Source organism: Calidifontibacter terrae, from assembly GCF_054778835.1.
In genome coordinates this window covers 24,269-42,256 of the sequence record NZ_BAAGZF010000007.1, presented here as the reverse complement: position 1 = coordinate 42,256, position 17,988 = coordinate 24,269, and the positions used below count along the sequence as shown (strand labels likewise).

Sequence of the window (17,988 nt, the reverse complement as noted above, 5' to 3'; positions counted from 1 at the left end):
CCCCGGCGAACACCCCCGCCGCGCGAAGGACCGTAGCCTGGCCCCCATGACCGACCTCCCCCGCCGCTTCGAGGCGACCGTGGTGGCCGCGGTCGTCGCCTTCGTCTCGTTCGTCGCCCTGCTGGGGTGGGTGAACAAACCGGTCCACCGGGTGGAGTTGAAGCAGGACGCGCAGACTGTGGTGATCGGCGCCCCCGGCCTCACCTGGAGCGACGTGACGCAGAGTTCGTACGCCGACCTGTGGCGGACGCTCGACTACGGCGCCCTCGGATCGCTCAACACCCGCGCCGCCAAGACGGGCACCTGCACCACGGATGCCTGGGTGAGTCTTTCTGCCGGACAAGGGATCTCGCTGCCGGGCAACGCCTGCGCGAAGCCGCCGACCCCGACCGTCTCCGGGGGTGCGGCCAGTTGGCCGCAGTGGTCTTCCTGGCGGTCCGCCGACCGCAGCGCGCTCGGTTCGCTCGGATCCGCCTACGAGAAGAGGGGCGCCTGCGTGCAGGCCGTTGGCCCCGCGGCAGCGCTTGCGGCAGCCAACTCCACTGGACACGTCGCCCACTATTCGGCCACGACCAAGGGCGCGCGGCTGACCTGTCCGCTGGCGCTCGTCGACGCCTCGAACGGATCAGCCCACACCACGATGGCGCAGCTCGACGCGGCCTTCTCGCTGGTCCCCTCGAATGCGACGGTGATCATCGCCGGCCTCGGTGACGGACCCCGTGGCGGCTCGCCCGATCTGCGCGCGCTCTACGTCATCGGTAACTCCACCAAGCACGGCACGATCTGGTCGGCGTCGGTGCGGCAGCAGGGGGTCGTGCAACTCAACGACCTGTCCGCGACCGCCTTTGCCCGACTGGGGAAGGTGCCCTCGGGCGTGCAGGGCTCGCCGCTGCAGGTCTCCCCGAACTCCACCCCGTCGGCCCGCCTGGTCGGCGACGCGCGCAACCTCGCAGCGGCGCTGCGGGGGACGTACGCCGCGGTGGGTTGGCTAGTCACCGGGTGGGGGTTGCTGGTCGTACTCGCCGGAGTTCTTCTGTGGCGCAAGCGAACTGCTGTTCCTCCGGCGTTGCCGCCGCTGCTGACCCTGCTCGCCGCGGTGCCGGCGGCGAGCTTCCTGGCGATGTGGATTCCATGGGAGCGACTGCCCGCGTCGGGGCTCTGGTTGGTGGTCAGCAGCCTGCTTTTCTCGGCCCTGATCACCGGCCTGGCCTACGCGGGCGCGTGGCGTCGTCACCCCATCGGGCCGGCCGTCGTGGTCGGCGCCACCACCTGGGTGATCCTCGCGGTCGACACCTTGCGCGGGTCGCCCCTGCAGTTCCGCGCGCCGCTGGGGCTGCAGCCGCTGAACGGCGGACGGTATTACGGCATGGGCAATGTCGGGTTCGCCCTGCTGGCGACCGGTGGCCTGCTCGCGGCCGGCCTGGGCGCCGGTGAGCTGATTCGACGCGGTGAGCGGCGGCTGGCCGCCTGGCTGATCGGGCTGGCAGCCCTGGCAACGATCGTGGTCGACGGGTGGCCGGGCTGGGGCGCCGACTTCGGTGGGCCACCGGCGGTGGTCATCGCTGGATTTGTGTTGGTGCTGCTGGCGATTGGCATTCGGATTCGGCCGCGACTCGCCCTGCTCGGCGTAGCGATTGCGGTCGGGGTGGCGGCGATCCTCGCGCTGATCGACTGGTCACGCCCGGCCGCCTCCCGAACCCACCTCGGCAAGTTCGTGCAGCAGGTGATCGACGGTGACGGCGGGGGGGTGATCGGCGAGAAGCTGATGGCGAACCTGCGGCTGACCTTCGGCACCCCGGTGAGCCCGCTGGTCGTCGTGGCGCTCATTGCGCTCATCTGGCTGGTGGCTCGTCCGTCGTCGCGCTTCGGGGCGCCGCTGGCCGCTTGGTTGGAGCGAGTGCCGTTCGCCCGGGAGACCCTGATCGGTCTGCTGGTGCTCTGGTCGATCGGTTACCTGATCAACGACTCCGGGTTCTCGATCGTGCTGAACGGGCTGATCGTCGCGGTTCCCGCCGCGCTGGTGGTCGCGGGATGTGGGTTGCGGGCGGAGCAGGACAAGACGATCCGGATCTGACGCTCGAGTTACCTCAACGAACGGGGGCTGCGCGCAACTCGCCAACCGGCGAGCAACATCGCCAGCAGCGCCGCCCAGTTCACATAGGGCGTCACGTTGCTGCGGAAGCCGAGGGTCCAGTCCTCGACGCCGGGATTGATCCCGAACGCACGGCCGGGGGCGTAGGCGAGCGTCATGAACAGCATCCGCCCGACCAGAATTTCGTCCCAGACGAAACCGACGAGGAGCGGCAGCAGCGCCCAGGTGACCGCGTCGTACCACGGCAGTGAATAGGGCGCGAGGAGCGCGTAAACCGTCATCAGCACCCCGGTCAGGACAATCGCCTCGCGCTGCGCCGGATCGGCGACCGTTTGGGCGAGGTCGAGCCGCCCGATCAACCGGTGAGCCCCCCACGCAAAAAGCAGCATCAGCAATGCGGCGAGCGCGAACACGATGGTCGTGACCGTCCATTCCTGCACCAGATGGCGCAGCCCGCGGATCACCGGCGACCACGGGGAGGCGTACGAAAAGGAGCCGCCCGCCGCTCCCAGCTGATGGAACACGTTCGGTCCGGCGAGGGCGTACGCGGGAATCACCAGCAGTGCGAAGCCGATCGCGAGCGCTCGAAGCCGGCGCGAAAAGTCGGCTGGCGGGTGTTGTCGCCAAGCCCACAGAACTGCGAGCAGGACGATGCCGTAGGTCACCTTGGTGCAGAACGCCGCCCCTACGAATATCCCTGTTGCCCATGGGTTCTCGCGCATGGCCCAAAGGGCCGCGATGACGAAGGCGGCGGCCAGCAGATCGACGTGGGCGCCGAGCAGGAGCACCCCGAAGACCAGCGGGTTGAGCGTCCACAGGACGTCGATGCGGGCGTGGGCTTCGGCGTCGTCGGTGAGGCGGCGCAGCAGCCAGCGGACCCCGAGCCACGCCGCGACCATGAAGATCTGCCAGATCCAGACGGTGTCACGCAGCGACGAGCCGCCGATCCATGACGCGACGGCCTGCAGCGCGGTCGCCAGCGGGCCATAGATGCTCGGCGTCTCCCGCCACGGCACTTGCACGGCGCTGGTCACTGGGTCTTGGCCGTGATGCCAGGCCAGGGGTGATTGCGTATAAGGGTCACCACCGCCGACCGCGATCCGGCCGTACGCGGCGTAATTGATGTGGTCGGCCGAGCCGAACGGTCCGGTGAGCAGGGCCGCCACCGCGAGTCCGCCGACGATCCACCAACGCGTGGAGTTGACCGGCCGGGTCCACAAACGCAACAGGACAGCGACGGCCGCGGCGACGTACGCGATGAAGAGGATGGTCGTGGCGACGATGGATGAGGGGTACCACGGGATCAGCGGGCCCGGCGCGAAGCGGCCTTCGCCGAGCGGCGGTTTGGCCGCGGAGGTGCGGCCGGCGCCGACGAGCAGCAGCAAACCGAAGGCGACCACCAGCAAGGGGGTCGCCAGGCGCTGGAGGATCTTCACGCGGCTCGGCGCTTCCGCAGCGCGCGGACGACATCGCGATATTGGGCCGCCCTGTGCAGCACAGCTCGCAGGTCAGTTCCGGTGACGCGGTGGTGCAGGTCGACCGGCACCTCCTGCACCCGCAGACCGGCGCGCAACACGTCGATTGTCATGCCCACCTCGACTCCCCAGCCCGCTGCGAACGGCAGCGCGGCTTGCAAAGCGGCGGGCGTCAGGCAGCGCTGACCCGACAACGGCTGCTTCGCCTCGAAGCCCGAACGGTCGGCAATTCCTTTGCGCGCCAACCGAACCACCCGACCGCTACCGCCTCCGCTGGTCTTCTGCGGGGGGAGGTTGGCGATCGTCAGATCGGCATCGCCGGCCAACACCGGGTCGATCAGCGCGCCGAGAGCGGCCGCAGATTCCTCGAGATCGGCATCGGCGAACACGACGGGACTGCGGTCGTAGCCCAGCTCGTGGGCATAACGCAGCCCGCTCATCAGGGCCTGCGCCTTGCCCTGGTTGCGCGGGTGCCTGGTCGCATGCGCCCCGGCGTCGCGCGCCAACTCGGCGGTGTTGTCGTCCGATCCGTCGTCGACGACGATCACCGTGAGAACCTGCGGCAGCGCGGTCAGCGCGTCGATGGTGGCGGTGATGCGTTCCGCCTCGTCCTTGGCGGGGACGATGGCGACGGCGCCGTGACGGACAACCATCAACGCAACGTGATCTGTCGGCCCACCACTCCGGCCCGGGCACGACGTTCGTCGGCCGTCAGCGGTTCGGTCACGGCGAGCGCGGTCTCGAAACGCTTGCGCAGCGCGGCCATCCCGTCCTCGTGGGAGTCGGCCGCGGCAGCCGCGGGCACCTCCCACACCGGGACCAGCAGCCCGTACGCGCGGAAAGCACCGAGGAAACGGCCCTCGCCGAGGCCGGATTCGCCAGCAGCGTGGAGCCGGGCGATCGCGTTGGTGCCGGCGTCTTCATCACCCTCGAGCACCCAGCGGATGAACGTGCGGTCGCCGATTTTCGTCCAGTAAGCACCATCGGCGCTGGTCAGGGCGTAGGTCGGCGAGATCGCTTCGTTCGCCCGCAGCATCGATTCCTGGCCCTCGGCGTCGAGTTCCTGACCTTCGACCCAGAAATCGAAACCCTCCTGCAGGGTGATCGCCAGCTCGGTGGAGGTGACGATGTCCTGCAAGCGCGGGCTCTCGGCGGAGGCCTGCGGGGGCGTCTCGAGCGGGACACCCGGCTCGAGCGCGATCGCCGCGCGAATCGTCTCGGCGATGTCGCGCGAAGCGTCGCCGGACCCGACGCCGGACTGCAGCGCGACCAGCACCTGGCCGTCGTCGCGCTTGAGCGCCGGCCACGCCATCGGCAACACGCTGGCGAGCGTCACGTCGTGGCTTTCACCATCGAACTGCACGGTCAGCGGCGCCGTTCCGGCGGAGATGAGCTCGCGCAGCGCGACCCACTGCCCCTCGTTCGGCAGACCCTCGAACGGACGGCCGACATAAGGCGCCGTAGCGACCTTCGGCGGCTTCCCGGCGGACATCCGTTCGGCCTTGCGGCGCGCAGCTTTACCCATGGGAGGTAAGCCTACTTTCTCCGGTCCTGCGCCGACCTGGCCCGGTCTCGCTGCGTTGGTCTCGCCCGTTGGTTGAGCCGGTCTCGCCCGTTGGTTGAGCCGGGCGAGGCGGTAGCCGCGTCCGTGTCGAAACCCGGAGCCAACCCGTACGAACGCGACCTCAGACCCGACGCCTCGACGGGCCGCCCATCGCGGCCCAAACGGTGGTGCGGCCGTCTTCATCAGACACGCCCCACTCGTGGGCCAGCGAGCGGACGATGCGCAGCCCGCGGCCACTGCTAGCCCAGGGGGTCGGCGGTTTGGGCTGCGGAACGCGATCGCCGCCACCGTCGGACACCTCGACCTCGATCCGCGGCGGGCGGACCTTCCAGTGCACCCGAATGGTGCCGTCGGGCAGCGGCCGGCCGTGCAGGATCGCGTTCGCGACCAACTCCGACACGACCGTTTCGGTCTCCTCGATCACCCGCGCCGGCACGGTCGACTCCGCGAGGTCCTCGCGCAGCGCGCGCCGGATCTCGGGCACGGAGTCGGGCAGGAAGGCAAGGCGCACGGTGCGCACCCAGGTGTCGTTCGTGGATTCGGGCATGCGCCGATCCTGCCATGCGTCAGGCGAGGTGGTCCCGTACGGCCACCGGACGGTTGGAGATGATCGCCTCGACCCCGAGCTCAAGGCACAGGTCGATGTCTTCGGGGGTGTCGACGGTCCATACGTGCACCTGGTGGCCGCGGTCGTGGTGCCGCTGCACGAACGCCTTGTCGCGGCGCAGCAGGCCGATGCCGGGCCCGGCGATCGTGACGCCCTGCTGCAGCGAAGCGCGGAAGCGCGGCAATTGCACGGCCTCGATCAGCTGCACCCGTTCCAGCTTCGGCGCCAGCTTGATGAACCGTCCGACGGCGAGGCTGGAGAACGACATGAGCCGGACCTGCAGCGGCGCATTCGTGGGGTCGAGCAGGTCATATTCGGCGAGCAGCTCCGCCAGCGACCGTTCGACCTGCGCGGCGGCCTTGGCGGGGTGCTTGGTCTCGACGACCAGTTGCAGTTTGCGCGGGGCGGCGAGCAACAACTCGATCAGTTCGCGCAGCGTGAGCACCTGCGCGTGGTGACCGTCGCCCTTCCACGAGCCCCAGTCGTACGACCGCATCTCGGCCAGGGTCAGCGCCGACACGACGCCCTTGCCGTTGCTGGTGCGTTCGAGGGAACGGTCGTGGATACAGACCAACTCGCCGTCGGCGCTGAGGCGTACGTCGCACTCGACGCCGTCGGCGCCATCAACGATGGCCTGCTCGTAGGCAGCGAGCGTGTGTTCGGGATAGCGCTCGCTCGAGCCGCGGTGGGCGATGACCAGTGGAGTCGTCACGGGGCCAGTCTTGCGCACCTCGCGCACGATCCGGCGGACCTTCCCGCCGCCCCGGCGGACTGCAGGGTTGGGAGGGGAACTGCAGCGTCTGGGAGAGTGGCCGCATGACTGACGAGGTGCTGTTCACGGTCGAGGGAGCGCTTGGCCGGATCGTGTTGAACCGCCCGCGTGCGCTGAATGCGTTGACGCTGGGGATGGTCGCCGCGGTCGATCACCAATTGCAGGCCTGGGCCGACAACGACGCCGTCGAGGTGGTGTCGATCGAGGGCGCCGGCGAGCGCGGGTTGTGCGCCGGAGGCGACGTGGTCGCCGTACGCCGGGCCGTCGCCGAAGGCACCGATGGGCAGAAATTCTTCGAGGCTGAGTACGCCATGAACGCCCGACTCGCCCACTTCGCCAAGCCGATCGTCGCGTTCCAAGACGGGTTCGTATTGGGCGGCGGGGTCGGCATTTCGGCGCACTGCGGGGTTCGGCTGGCGACCGAACGTACGAAGGTCGCGATGCCCGAGACGATCATCGGCTTCTTCCCCGATGTGGGCGCGCTGCATCTTCTGGCCGCAGCTCCGGGTGAACTCGGCACCCACCTGGCGCTCACCGGCGCGACGATCAGCGGCGCCGACGCGGTCTATGCCGGGCTGTCCGACACGTTGGTCGACTCGTCGGACTGGAGTGCGATCCTCGACGCGATGCGCTCTGGCGAGGTGTCCTACACCTCGGTCGAGGCGTCGAGCGAGCTTGCAGCAGAACGGAACTGGATCGACGAGTGCTATGCTGGCGACGACCCGGTCAGGATCGTCGAGCGGTTGAGCGGCCACCCGTCGGCGCAGGCGCAGGCGGCGGCGAAGGCGATCAGCCAACGTTCGCCGTACGCGGTCTGCGTCACACTGCTAGCCCTGCGCCGGGCCGCGACCCTCGGGTCGGTCGATGCGGTGTTGGCCCAAGACCTCGCCCTGGCGCAGATCGTTTCGTCGCAGCCCGACTTCGCTGAGGGAGTACGCGCGCAGTTGGTCGACAAGGACCGCGCTCCGCGCTGGGCGCATGGGTCGCTGGCCGAGGCGCTGCCGCAGGCGCGCCGGGATGTCGGCTCGCTCTGAGCTGACAACTGTTCGGGCGTCCTGCACCCTGGTTTCGACACGGACTCGGCTAACGCCTCGCCCGGCTCAACCAACGGGATCCGGCTCAGCCCGCGGAGCTAGAAGCCAGCAGCTGCGCCACCACTGTCGCGTCGTGGAACTCGATGTCACCTGTCGGGAGGTGCTGCACCCGCTCGTGGCCCTTGCCGGCCACCACCACCACATCGCCCGGGCGCGCCTGGTCGAGTGCCTGCCGAATCGCCTCACGACGGTCGAGCACGATCTGAGTGTTGGCCGGGTCAGCGCCGCTCATCACTTCATCAGCGATGGCCTGCGGATCCTCGGAGTAGGCATCATCGGTGGTGATGATGTTGATGTCGCCGAACTGCGATGCGATCCGCCCCATCGGCGCCCGCTTGCCCGGATCCCGTTCTCCCGCAGCGCCATACGCCACGATCAGCCGCGCATCCGACCCGCGCGCATTTGTCACCTCACGGGCCACCTCAAGCAACACCCGCAGGGCGTCATCGGTGTGGGCGTAGTCAACGACCACCTCGAAACCACGTTCACGCGCGGCCGGCACCCGCTCGAATCGGCCCGGCACCTGCGGGATGTGCGCGACCGCATCAACCAGGGTCTCGACCGGTAGGCCCATCTCCAACACCACCGCAGCGGCGCCGGCCACGTTGTGAATGTTGTAGTCACCCAGCAGCGGGGTGTGCAACGAAATTGCCTGCCCGCCAGGGGTGTTCAGAACGAACGCGCTTCCGTCGCCCTCAATCCGCGCATCCTCGATCCGGTAGTCAGCATCGTCCGCGGCGCCGTAGGTCAACGTCCCGGTGATCTCCTGCGCGATCCGACGACCGTAGGAATCATCGGCGTTGGTCAGCCTCGGACCCTCGGTCATCTCGAAGAGCCGACGCTTGGTCAGGTAGTAGTCCTCCATGTCCGGGTGGAAGTCCAGGTGGTCCCGGGTGAGGTTGGTGAACAGCGCTGCGGCATAATGGGTTCCGAGAACACGATGCAGCGCGAGGCCGTGAGAACTGGTCTCCAGCACCACGTGGTGAACCCCGCCGTCGAGCATCCGCCGCAGGTTGCCCTGCACCTGCGGGGCCTCCCCCGTCGTACGGATCGCAGGCTCGCGATGAGTGCCCACCACGATCTCCGCGGTGGTCAGCAGGCCGGTCGCCTCCTGGCCATACGCGGTCGACAAAATCCCATGCAGGACATAGGAACTCGTGGTTTTTCCGTTGGTGCCGGTCACGCCATAGACGGTCAGGTCGTGGGACGGGTTGCCGGCGAAGGCGCAGGCGAGGCGAGCCAGCGCGATGCGCGCGTCAGGGACGACGACCGTGGGAATGCCGTCGATCGGCTGCTGCGCGACCACCAGTCGAGCCCCGCGGGTCATCGCGTCGGGCGCGAATCGTGCGCCGTCGGAGGTGAACCCCTTGATCGCGACGAAAACCCCGCCCGGCTCGACCTGGTTGGAGGCGTGGGTGACGCCGGTGAACTCGCCGTCGACGGGCACCTCGGTGGAGAGGACGCGGGCGAGGTCAGCGGAGGTCAGGTTCACCCGGTGAGATTAGCAACGAGCGCGCCCACGACCCGGAACCCACGCAAAGGTGCGTCGAGGGGTGCCGGTTCACCACAATGGCGGGGTGTACGTCGCCGCGCTCCTGCTGCTGACCGTGGCACTGGCGTGGCCGGTGCCACGCCTGCTGCCGCGGCTCACCGCGTTGCGCAGCGTGCCCGGTCCGGCGTTGCTGCTGTGGCAGTCGACCGCGCTCGCCGCCGTCGGCGGGGGCTTGCTCGCGGCGCCGCTGGCTGTGCTGCTCTACGCGCGCGACCACAACGGCCCCGACCCCAACCCGGTCGATCACCTCGGCCTGCTGCTGGCCGGTCTGGCGGTCTCCGGGTTCGTCCTCGCCCGACTCGCCCTGCGCGGCCACCGGATCGGAACGGCGTTGCGCCGCGGTCGCCGCCAACACACCGAACTGGTCGATCTCATCGGCTTGGAAGACGAACCCGACGAGCGACTCGCGGCGCTCGACACACCCGTACGGATCCTGCCGCACCCGACGCCCACCGCGTATTGCGTGCCCGGCAGCAACCACCGGGTGGTGCTGACCCGCGGCGCTCTGCGGGCGCTCGACGACCACCAGCTCGCGGCCGTCCTCGCCCACGAACGCGCTCACCTGCGGCAACGCCACGACCTGGTCTTGGAGTTCTTCACCGTGTTGCACACCGCGGTTCCGACCGCGATTCGCAGCAGCGCCGGCCTGCACGAGGTGAAGTTGCTGATCGAACTCCTCGCCGACCGCTCCGCGGCGCAGGTGGCCGGACGGCGCCCGTTGGGAACGGCGCTGCTCGCGCTCGCCCAGACCGATGTGCCGGAGGCGCTGGGGGCCGGCGGTGATGCGGTCGTACGAATTGAGCAACTCGCCGACGATCGCCGGCGCCCGCTGTTGGTTGCCGCCACCACGCTGGCCGCGGTGATTGTTGCCGCGATCGCGCCGACCCTCGCGGTCGCGACGTTGATCGGAGCGTGAACCTCAGTCGGCGATGATCCGGACCCAGTTCGCACCCGCGCCGATGCCGACCGTTCCGTGTGAGGTCAAGGCACCGCCCGAGCCAACGCTGAACAGTTCGGCATCGGTCGAGAGTTCCCCGACCGCGACGACGAACGCTCCGTCGCCGCTCACCGCGAAACCGCGCGGTTGTTTCTGGGTTTCCACGAATCCGGTCACCGAACCGAGTCCTCCGTCGGCATCGCGCGCGACGGTGGTCAGGGTCGATGCCGAGCGCTCGGAGGCGATCAGCCAGGGCCCGGCCGGGTGGACGTCGGCGCCCCAGATGAGGTGTTCGGCGCGCGGATCGGCCCCGAATCGACTGTGCTGCAGGCCGGCTGACGGATCGACGATGCTCACCGACTCGTGCGGGGTGAGGGCGCCGTCGGAACCGACCGTGAACCGAATGACCTCACCGGAGAACTCGGTGATGAGGTAGCCGTTGCTCCCCTGGAACACCAGGTGGCGCGGTCCACTGCCCTTGGCGACCGCCACCGTCGGCGGATCGAGCGGCGTGAGAGTGCCGTCGGCAGCGAGGTCGTACTGTGCGATCAGGTCGTCGCCGAGGGAGACGAAGTAGGCGCGGCCATCACGGACGACCACACAATGCAGGTTCGCGAATTCGACGCGCGAACGCTGCGCGGCGGGGCGACCGCCAACGATGGGCCACGACGCACCGCAACCCCCGCCGTACGACGCCCCGAGCAGTGCGCTCGCGTCCGGCGTCAGCGACAGGTAGGTCAGCGAGCCCTCGACGTCGCGCCGCGCGACCTCGGTCAGCGCGCCGCTGGCGCGGTCGAGGCGCAGCGTGACGATGCCCGGCGGGTCGCCCTTGTAGCCGGCGTGAACCAAGTCCCGCTCGACGTCGACAGCGAAGGTGCTGCATCCCGATCCGACCGGTGAGGTGGCCAGCAGCTCGAGACGCGGACGGCCGTCACGGCGCAGGAGAAGCGTGGAGATGGTGCCGTCGCCAGCATTGGCCACGAGGACGAGTTCAGCCATGCGGCCAGCGTAGGCGAGCGGCGCTACTCGCGTCAGAGCTTGTTCAGCGCAGCCTTCAGCCGCGCAACATCCTCAGCCGGCAGGTCCTGCACGAAATGCAGCATCGCGTCCGCCGCGTTCTCTCCACCCCAGTCGGCGAAAGTCTCGCGCAGCGCCTGGGCGGTCATCTCCTCGCGGCTCGCCGCGGCCGCATAACGCCACGCGCGGCCGTCGCGTTCCCGAGTGAGCAGCCCCTTCTTTTCAAGCCGATCCGCGACGGTCATCACGGTCGTGTAAGCCCGTTTGCGACCGTCGACCTTTTCCAATTGCTCGGCAAGTTCGCGCACGACGATTGGCCGGTCGAAGCTCCACACCACATCAAGAATCAGGCGTTCGAGATCACCGAGCGTGGTAGCCGGGGGATTGTCGCGAGTCATCAGTTCCGTCCAGAAGTGGTCTCCGCCAAGAGGCGGTCGGTCAAGTCTAGAACCCGGTCGGCGCCGCGCGCCCCAACCGCCTGATGCGCGACCAACACCACGCTGCGGCCCCGGGTGGCGGCATGCAGGTCGTCCAGCACAGCCCGCGCGGTAGGGGTGTCGAGGTGAGCGACCGGTTCGTCGAGCAACAGCACCGGACGGCGGGACAGCAGCGCCCGCGCGACCCCGAAGCGCGCCCGCTCCCCACCGGAAACCCCGCGATGGCCCGCCCCGAGCGTGGTGTCCAGGCCATTCGGCAGCCCGGCCAACCAGCCGCCGAGCCCGGCGTCGACCAGCGCCTCGGCCACGTCGCGATCGCTCGCATCGGGTCGCGCCAGCAACAGATTGGCGCGCACCGACCCGACGAAGAGGTGCGGATCGTCGTCAACGACGGCGATCAGATCTCGTACGGCGGCAGCCGACAGACCTCGTACGTCGCGCCCGTCCAGCGCGTAGGACCCGCCGGCTGGGTCGAGTTGGCGGGCGAGGACCGCGAGCAGGGTCGACTTGCCGACACCGTTGCGGCCGATGACCGTGAGGTGTTCGCCGGGCTGAATCGTCAGGTCGAGCGGCGCCAAGTGGATCGCATCGTCGGACCATCCGGCGCTTGCCTCTCGCAGCGTGATCAGCGGCACCGACGAAGCGGGCTGATCGGTGGCGTTGTCGATGACGGCGGCCGGCTGATCGAGCAGTGCGTGCAGCCGTTGCCGAGCGGCCCGGCCACGCGCCAGCGCGCCAACTGCGTCGGGGATCGACCCGAGAACGTCGCCCAACGCCAGCGGCAGGAACACCAGCAGCGCCGCGACCGGGGTGCCGATTTTCCCATCTCTCGCAGGACCGGCCAGCAGCAGAGCCAACGCGACGGTGGCGAATCCCGTTGCTATCAAGGACAGTCCGACACCTAACGCACGGCCGCGAGCCTGGGCGCTGGTCGCCCGGCCGAGGTCACGCTGGGCATCATCGAGCCGGCGCAGCAGGTCTGGACCAGCACCAATCGCCTGCACCCCCATCGTGTCGGCGGCGAGTGGATGCGCGGCCCGTTGCAGAGCTGCCCGCTTGGCCAGGCAGCGCTGCTGACCGCGCCGTTCGAGGGCAAAGTCGAGCGCTCCGATCCCGATCGAGACCACCACGAACGCGGCCACGACGAGGCCCGCGGCCGGGTTGAGCCGGAAGGCGACGGCCAACGCGGCGATGGTGGCGACTCCGGTCGCGATGAGCGGGACGGCGGTGCGGACCTGGAGGTCGACCTCGTCGTCGAGGTCGCGAACCACACCGGTCAACAGATCCGCGCGCCGCCGCCGACCGAGTCGGGCGGGGGTGAGCGGGATCAGGCCGCGGTAGGCGGTCGTACGTCGATCGCGCAGCGTGGCGAGCGCGGCGTCGTGGGAGACGATCCGCTCGGCATAACGGAAGACCGGGCGACCGATGCCGAACGCGCGCACCCCGACGACGGCGGTCAACAACGTCAGGATCACCGGTTGCTTGCTGGCCTGCACGATCAACCAGCCCGACGTCGCGGTCAGGAAGACACCGCTGCCCACCGCGAGCCCGCCGATGACGCCCGCCGAGAATATGCGCGCCTTACCAACATGTGCGCGGCCTATAGGACGAGCAGATGTCGACAAGGTGCGCAGATTTTCGCTCATCGCCCGATCACCAACTCCCGGTCGGCCGCCGCGGCGAGGGCGTCGTCATGGGTCACGACGACAACGGGTTTGCGCGCCGCCAGATGTCGTACGACGGACCGCACCTGCGCGGCCGCCAGCGGGTCGAGGTGGGCGGTCGGCTCGTCCAGCAACACCACGTCGGCGTCGCTGCGCAGCGCGCGGGTCAGCACCAACCGCGCCCGCTGACCGGCAGACAGGCCGAACCCGTCGTCGCCCAGCATCGTGTCGAGTCCGTCGGGCAGTTCACCGATCACGTCGCCGAAACCGGTGACGGCCAGCGCCGCGTTGAGGTCTGCGTCGGCGCCCAACTCCACGTTGTCCCGCACGCTCAGCGGCGCGAGGAATGGCGTCTGGGTGACGAAGTGAGTGGTGATCGGTGGGCGCTCGCCCGCGGTCGGCGTACGCAGTCCGGCCAGGATCTCCAGCAACGTCGTCTTGCCGCTCCCGGACGGTCCAGTGACCGCGGTGAGTCCGGGGTGAACTTCGAGCGGAATCCCTTGCAGGACGGGGGTTTCGGTGTGCGGGTAGGTGTAGTCGACGGACGTTTCCAAACGCGTCCCTTCACCGGTCGAGGCGCCAGCCGAAACCGGCTCCAAACCAGGCAACAACTCCTCGATCGCCTCGACCCCATCGGCGGCCGCGTGAAACTCCTGCCCCACTCGCCGGATCGGCCAGTAGGCCTCCGGCGCGAGCAGGATCGCGGTGAGCGCGACCTGCAGGTCGAGCTGGCCCCAGGCCAGTCGCATGCCGGACCACACGGCGACGATCGCCACCGAGATCGTGGCCAACAACTCCAGCGCCGCCGAGGAGAGAAACGCAATGCGCAGCGTACGAACGGTCGCCACGCGGTGCTTCTCCCCCACCTCGGCGACCTGGTCGGCTTGGTGGTCGGCACGTCCGTACGACACGAGTGTCGGCAACCCGCGCATCACGTCGAGGAAATGACCGGCGAGCCGGGTCTGGGTCTTCCATCGTCGTTGGGTGGCTTCCTGGGTGGCGCGGCCGATCAGCGCAGCGAAGACCGGCAGCAGCGGCAGGGTCAGGATCACGATCACCGCGCTGGTCCAGTCGACGACCAGCAACGACGCCAGGGCCAGGGGTGGCACGACGGCTGCCGACACCAGCGCCGGCAGGTAGCGCGCGACGTAGGGCTCCACCGAGTCCGCCCCCTGTGTCGCCACGGTCACCACACGTTCGGACGCGGGTCGGCGCTCGACCGGAGCAGCGAGCATCCAACTGAGGTAAGACCGGCGCAGGACCCCGCTGACCCGCGTCGCCGCCCAAGCGGCGCCCTGTTCAGTCGCCGCTGCAAGGAGTCCGCGCAGCGAAAACACGGCGGCAACGGTGATACCCGCAGCAGTGATCGACTGCCCCCGGACGGCCGCCACCACCAACCAGGCAATCGCGAAGGCGCTGGCGATCGCCGCGGCTCCGGACAGCGCCCCCAGGACACCCAGCAGCACAATCGGCGTTCGGGTGGCTGGCACCTCCCGCAGCAGACGCGGATCGAAGGGACGCATCAGGCCTCCACCGACTCCTGACCGGAGGAATCCTGAGCCAGCGGATCGTGGGCCGGCGGGATGTGGTCGACCGAGATCCGCTTGCGGAACACCCAGTAGTTCCAGGCGCTGTAGAGCACCGCGATCGGGGTGAACACCAGCGCCGCGCCGGTCATGATCTGCAGCGTCAGGTGGGAGCTGGCTGCCCCCGAGACGGTCAGGTCGAAACGGGCGGCGACGCTGCTCGGCATCACGTTCGGGAAGAGGGCGAGGAAGTAGGTCGCCACCGCGGCCACCCAGGTCAGCGAGCTGCCCACGAAGGCCATGCCCTCCCTGCCCTGCAGGTTGAACGCGATCGAGGCAACCAGTGCCAAAGCGGCGATCACGGTGGTCCCCCAGGACCAGCCGCTGCCGGTCGTGAACCCGATCCAGAGCAGCAATGCAACGGCCAGAACGGCGCTCACCAGCCCGAACCGGGTTGCGTACGAACGTGCTTCGCCGCGGATGTCGCCGGCGGTTTTCAGCGCGACGAAGTGCATACCGTGGGTCAGAGACAGCGCAACGAACGTCAATCCACCGAGCAGGCTCATCGGGTTGAACAGGGTCAGCAGGTTGCCGGTGAAGACGTAGTCATGCTGGGCGTTCTCGACGATCGGCACCCCACGCACGATGTTGGTCAGGGCGATACCCAGCAACAGCGGCGGCAACACCGACCCGATGATGATCGAGGCATCCCAGCCGCGTCGCCAGGCAGCGCTATCGCGCTTGTGGCGATATTCGAAACCCATGTTGCGCACGATCAGCGCCACCAACAGGATCAACAGCGCGAGATAGAAGCCACTGAACATCGTGCCGTACCAAGCCGGGAAAGCAGCGAACATTGCGCCCCCGGCGGTGATCAACCACACCTCGTTGCCGTCCCAGAACGGCCCGATCGAGGTCAGGAGCACTCGCCGGCGAGTGTCGCCGTCGGCTCCCCGTCCGAGGATCGGCAGCGACATACCCACGCCGAAGTCGAAACCTTCGAGCACGAAGTAGCCCGTCCACAGGACGGCGATCAGGATGAACCAGAACATTTCCAGAGTCATGACAGGTCCTCAGTAGGCGAAGGTGAGTTGGTCGTCGTCGTCGAGCAGCTTGGGTTCCTCGAACGGCTCGGCACCCTTCTTGACGTAGTCGAGGAAGAGCTTCACTTCGATCACCGCCAACACCGCGTAGAGCAGCGTGAAGACGGTCAACGAGGTCGCGACCTGCGCCACCGTTGAGCTCGCGGACAGTCCGGTCTTGGTGGTCATCACGCCGTAGACGAGCCACGGCTGGCGCCCGATTTCGGTGAAGATCCAGCCGAAGCTGTTGCCGAGAATCGGCAGGAACGGAACGGCCACCGCGGCCCACATCAGCGGCCGGGAAACCGACGACCGGCCCTTGCGCAGCGCGAACACCACCCAGGCGGCGATCACCGAAGCGGTCATCCCGAGGCCGATCATCAGCCGGAAGGACCAGTAGGTGCCGGGGACATAGGGCGTCACGGTGTCGGTCGCGGCATAGGCGAGACGGCTGTCGATGTATTTCTGCTGCATCGCAGTGTCGCCGGGGTATTGCTGACGCGCCGACGTGGTGATCTCGCCGACGATCGAGGCCGGAACGATGCCCTTCACGGTGGCCACCGTCGCGTTGGCGGGGATGGCGCCCTTGAGTTGGTTGATGCCGTCGACATGACCCGAGAAGTCACCGGTCGCCAGGAAGGAGAGCAGACAGGGCACCGGGACCACCGTGTGTCCGTGGGAGCCGGACAGGTTGCCGACCGACAACACCGAGAAGTCGGCGCACTGGTTGCCCGCCGGCGTTTCATAGAGCGCCTCGGCGGCCGACATCTTCATCGGCTGCACCTCGGTCATGATCTTCCCTTGGGTGTCACCGGTGATCGCCACCGCAACGCCGGCCAGCAACGTGACGACCGCACCCACCCGGGCAGCCTTGCGATACATGTCGGCATCGACCCGCGACCGCCACATCTTCCACAGCGCGACACCCATCACCATCGCGCCACCGGTCAGGTAGGCGGCCGCGATGACGTGAGGGAAGGTGACCATCTGCACCTTGTTGGTCAGCACGGCCACGAAGTCGGTGAGTTCCGCTCGGTTCTTCACCGGGTCGTACTTGTAGCCCACCGGGTGTTGCATGAACGAGTTGGCGGCGAGAATGAAATAGGCCGACAGGACTGTGCCGATGTGAACGAGCCAGATGCACATCACGTGGAGCTTCTCCGGGATCCGGTTCCACCCGAAGATCCACAGTCCGAGGAAGGTCGACTCCAGGAAGAACGCCAGCAGCGCCTCGAAGGCCAGCGGTGCGCCGAAGATGTCACCCACGAACCGGCTGTAGGCGCTCCAGTTCATCCCGAACTGGAACTCCTGCACGATTCCAGTGACCAGCCCTAGCGCGAAGTTGATCGTGAAAAGTTTGCCGAAGAACTTCGCCAGTCGCAGCCACTGCGGATCGCGGGTGCGCAACCACGCGGTGTGGAAACCGGCGACGACCGCCGACATCCCGATAGTTATCGGCACGAACAGGAAGTGGTAGACGGTCGTGATGGCGAACTGCCACCGCGCCAGGTCGAGCGCATCCACGCCGAGACTCCTTCGATGGTGAGTAGTACTACCAATGATAGTACTACTCGCGGTCGGATTCGCCGACTGACAGAATCCCCCGGTGACCCTTCGCCGCATCGCCGTCTTCTGCGCCTCCCGCCCCGGCGCCGATCCCGCCCACCTGCAGACCGCGTACGACACCGGGAACCTGTTGGCACGCAACGACATCGGCCTGGTGTACGGCGGTGGCGGCAGTGGCCTGATGGGCGCTGCCGCGCAGGGCGCGCTGGACGCCGGCGGCGAGGTGATCGGCGTCATTCCACAGTCAATGGTCGACCGTGAATGGGGCCGTCACGACATCACTCGGTTGGAAATCGTCGACACCATGCACGAGCGCAAGGCGCGAATGGCGTCGTACGCCGATGCTTTCCTCGCGCTGCCGGGCGGGATCGGAACGCTCGAGGAGATCTTCGAGGTCTGGACGTGGCGCACCCTCGACTACCACCACAAACCGGTCGGGTTCCTCAACACCGGTGGCTTCTGGAACCCGCTGCTCGACACGATCCGCGCGATGGTCGCGGCCGGTTTTGCGTCGCGAGAGGTGCTCGATGAGGTGGTCGTCGCTGACAATATCGAGCAAGCGATCCTCGACCTGTCCAGATAGACCCGACCGCCGAGATAACT

The 17,988-nt window shown here is 68.3% G+C and carries 16 protein-coding genes; 4 read left to right on the top strand and 12 right to left on the bottom strand.

Annotation, left to right across the window (positions count from 1 at the left end; genetic code table 11):
- Positions 1-46: 46 nt before the first annotated feature.
- Complete coding sequence (locus tag ACYU98_RS11735) at positions 47-2,074, top strand: hypothetical protein (RefSeq protein WP_460468404.1); 2,028 nt, start codon at positions 47-49, stop codon at positions 2,072-2,074.
- Positions 2,075-2,082: 8 nt separating this feature from the next.
- Here ACYU98_RS11735 and ACYU98_RS11730 read toward each other — a convergent pair whose 3' ends face one another.
- From ACYU98_RS11730 to ACYU98_RS11710, 5 genes are all read right to left on the bottom strand, one after another.
- Positions 2,083-3,528 (bottom strand): glycosyltransferase 87 family protein, encoded by a 1,446-nt coding sequence (locus ACYU98_RS11730; protein WP_460468403.1) that lies wholly within the window; start codon positions 3,526-3,528, stop codon positions 2,083-2,085.
- Positions 3,525-4,220 (bottom strand): glycosyltransferase family 2 protein, encoded by a 696-nt coding sequence (locus ACYU98_RS11725; RefSeq protein WP_460468402.1) that lies wholly within the window; start codon positions 4,218-4,220, stop codon positions 3,525-3,527. Before ACYU98_RS11725 ends, ACYU98_RS11730 begins: the two co-directional genes overlap by 4 nt.
- On the bottom strand, positions 4,220-5,092 hold the full coding sequence (locus ACYU98_RS11720; protein ID WP_460468401.1) for a DUF5926 family protein: 873 nt from the start codon (positions 5,090-5,092) through the stop codon (positions 4,220-4,222). The genes ACYU98_RS11725 and ACYU98_RS11720 overlap by 1 nt, the downstream gene beginning before the upstream one ends.
- A 160-nt stretch (positions 5,093-5,252) precedes the next feature.
- Complete coding sequence (locus tag ACYU98_RS11715; RefSeq protein ID WP_460468400.1) at positions 5,253-5,678, bottom strand: ATP-binding protein; 426 nt, start codon at positions 5,676-5,678, stop codon at positions 5,253-5,255.
- A gap of 19 nt (positions 5,679-5,697) precedes the next feature.
- A complete protein-coding gene (locus tag ACYU98_RS11710) occupies positions 5,698-6,450 on the bottom strand; it encodes a glycerophosphodiester phosphodiesterase (RefSeq protein WP_460468399.1) in 753 nt (250 codons plus the stop codon).
- Positions 6,451-6,554: 104 nt separating this feature from the next.
- Here ACYU98_RS11710 and ACYU98_RS11705 point away from each other — a divergent pair, with 104 nt between their 5' ends.
- Positions 6,555-7,544, top strand: coding sequence for a 3-hydroxyisobutyryl-CoA hydrolase (locus tag ACYU98_RS11705; protein WP_460468398.1), 990 nt, complete (start codon positions 6,555-6,557; stop codon positions 7,542-7,544).
- Between the two features lie 85 nt (positions 7,545-7,629).
- Here ACYU98_RS11705 and ACYU98_RS11700 read toward each other — a convergent pair whose 3' ends face one another.
- On the bottom strand, positions 7,630-9,096 hold the full coding sequence (locus ACYU98_RS11700) for a UDP-N-acetylmuramoyl-L-alanyl-D-glutamate--2,6-diaminopimelate ligase (RefSeq protein WP_460468397.1): 1,467 nt from the start codon (positions 9,094-9,096) through the stop codon (positions 7,630-7,632).
- Between the two features lie 61 nt (positions 9,097-9,157).
- Here ACYU98_RS11700 and ACYU98_RS11695 point away from each other — a divergent pair, with 61 nt between their 5' ends.
- Positions 9,158-10,072, top strand: a complete 915-nt coding sequence (locus ACYU98_RS11695) for a M56 family metallopeptidase (protein WP_460468396.1) — start codon at positions 9,158-9,160, stop codon at positions 10,070-10,072.
- A 3-nt stretch (positions 10,073-10,075) separates the two neighbouring features.
- On the opposite strand, the gene ACYU98_RS11690 is transcribed toward ACYU98_RS11695, so the two are convergent.
- The 6 genes from ACYU98_RS11690 to ACYU98_RS11665 are packed head-to-tail and all read right to left on the bottom strand — an operon-like array spanning position 10,076 to position 17,343.
- Positions 10,076-11,092, bottom strand: coding sequence for a lactonase family protein (locus ACYU98_RS11690; protein ID WP_460468395.1), 1,017 nt, complete (start codon positions 11,090-11,092; stop codon positions 10,076-10,078).
- A 32-nt stretch (positions 11,093-11,124) separates the two neighbouring features.
- Positions 11,125-11,508: a BlaI/MecI/CopY family transcriptional regulator gene (locus tag ACYU98_RS11685; protein WP_460468394.1), complete on the bottom strand. Its 384-nt coding sequence runs from the start codon at positions 11,506-11,508 to the stop codon at positions 11,125-11,127.
- Entirely contained in the window at positions 11,508-13,193 is a 1,686-nt protein-coding gene (cydC, locus tag ACYU98_RS11680; RefSeq protein WP_460468393.1) for a thiol reductant ABC exporter subunit CydC, read from the bottom strand. Before cydC ends, ACYU98_RS11685 begins: the two co-directional genes overlap by 1 nt.
- Complete coding sequence (gene cydD / locus ACYU98_RS11675; protein ID WP_460468392.1) at positions 13,190-14,734, bottom strand: thiol reductant ABC exporter subunit CydD; 1,545 nt, start codon at positions 14,732-14,734, stop codon at positions 13,190-13,192. Before cydD ends, cydC begins: the two co-directional genes overlap by 4 nt.
- A complete protein-coding gene (gene cydB, locus ACYU98_RS11670) occupies positions 14,734-15,801 on the bottom strand; it encodes a cytochrome d ubiquinol oxidase subunit II (RefSeq protein ID WP_460468391.1) in 1,068 nt (355 codons plus the stop codon). Before cydB ends, cydD begins: the two co-directional genes overlap by 1 nt.
- A 9-nt stretch (positions 15,802-15,810) precedes the next feature.
- Positions 15,811-17,343, bottom strand: a complete 1,533-nt coding sequence (locus ACYU98_RS11665) for a cytochrome ubiquinol oxidase subunit I (protein WP_460468390.1) — start codon at positions 17,341-17,343, stop codon at positions 15,811-15,813.
- A gap of 82 nt (positions 17,344-17,425) precedes the next feature.
- Here ACYU98_RS11665 and ACYU98_RS11660 point away from each other — a divergent pair, with 82 nt between their 5' ends.
- On the top strand, positions 17,426-17,968 hold the full coding sequence (locus ACYU98_RS11660; RefSeq protein ID WP_460468389.1) for an LOG family protein: 543 nt from the start codon (positions 17,426-17,428) through the stop codon (positions 17,966-17,968).
- Positions 17,969-17,988: the final 20 nt, after the last annotated feature.

Excerpts from the sequence above, each read along its gene's own strand:
- ACYU98_RS11735 (WP_460468404.1), top strand. The coding sequence starts at position 47 with ATGACCGACCTCCCCCGCCGCTTCGAGGCGACCGTGGTGGCCGCGGTC.
- ACYU98_RS11725 (WP_460468402.1), bottom strand. The coding sequence starts at position 4,220 with ATGGTTGTCCGTCACGGCGCCGTCGCCATCGTCCCCGCCAAGGACGAG.
- ACYU98_RS11720 (WP_460468401.1), bottom strand. The coding sequence starts at position 5,092 with ATGGGTAAAGCTGCGCGCCGCAAGGCCGAACGGATGTCCGCCGGGAAG.
- ACYU98_RS11715 (WP_460468400.1), bottom strand. The coding sequence starts at position 5,678 with ATGCCCGAATCCACGAACGACACCTGGGTGCGCACCGTGCGCCTTGCC.
- ACYU98_RS11705 (WP_460468398.1), top strand. The coding sequence starts at position 6,555 with ATGACTGACGAGGTGCTGTTCACGGTCGAGGGAGCGCTTGGCCGGATC.
- ACYU98_RS11690 (WP_460468395.1), bottom strand. The coding sequence starts at position 11,092 with ATGGCTGAACTCGTCCTCGTGGCCAATGCTGGCGACGGCACCATCTCC.
- ACYU98_RS11685 (WP_460468394.1), bottom strand. The coding sequence starts at position 11,508 with ATGACTCGCGACAATCCCCCGGCTACCACGCTCGGTGATCTCGAACGC.
- cydC (WP_460468393.1), bottom strand. The coding sequence starts at position 13,193 with ATGAGCGAAAATCTGCGCACCTTGTCGACATCTGCTCGTCCTATAGGC.
- cydD (WP_460468392.1), bottom strand. The coding sequence starts at position 14,734 with ATGCGTCCCTTCGATCCGCGTCTGCTGCGGGAGGTGCCAGCCACCCGA.
- cydB (WP_460468391.1), bottom strand. The coding sequence starts at position 15,801 with ATGACTCTGGAAATGTTCTGGTTCATCCTGATCGCCGTCCTGTGGACG.